This is a genomic window from Paenibacillus sp. GbtcB18 (assembly GCF_019091125.1).
Lineage (GTDB): Bacteria > Bacillota > Bacilli > Paenibacillales > NBRC-103111 > Paenibacillus_F > Paenibacillus_F chitinolyticus.
In genome coordinates this window covers 1-289 of sequence record NZ_JAGXJX010000247.1, presented here as the reverse complement: position 1 = coordinate 289, position 289 = coordinate 1, and the positions used below count along the sequence as shown (strand labels likewise).

The 289-nt window shown below is 46.0% G+C and carries 1 protein-coding gene; it reads left to right on the top strand.

Annotated elements, in window-relative coordinates; genetic code table 11:
* A partial coding sequence (locus KVT34_RS30155) for a condensation domain-containing protein (RefSeq protein WP_217563284.1) occupies window positions 1-289 on the top strand: 289 nt, incomplete at both ends.

Genomic DNA, 289 nt, shown 5'->3' with positions numbered 1-289 from the left:
ATGACACATTCCGGGAAGTACTAAAGACCGTCCGGGCAGTAACGCTGAGAGCTTTCAATCATCAAGAATATCCGTTTCCTTTGTTAGTTCTGCGGCTCCAACCGGCACGGGATTTAAGTCGCTCTCCACTATTTCAAGTTATGTTTGTCATGCAAGAATCCAATGTGCAGGATAAACAAGAATTATCTGCGTTGACCCTTGATTTGCCTGGAGTGCAAGTCACAACGGGCGGTCATGAGCTTGAATCTTATCCGCTAGGACAGCAATTCGCCCAGTTTGATTTATCCGT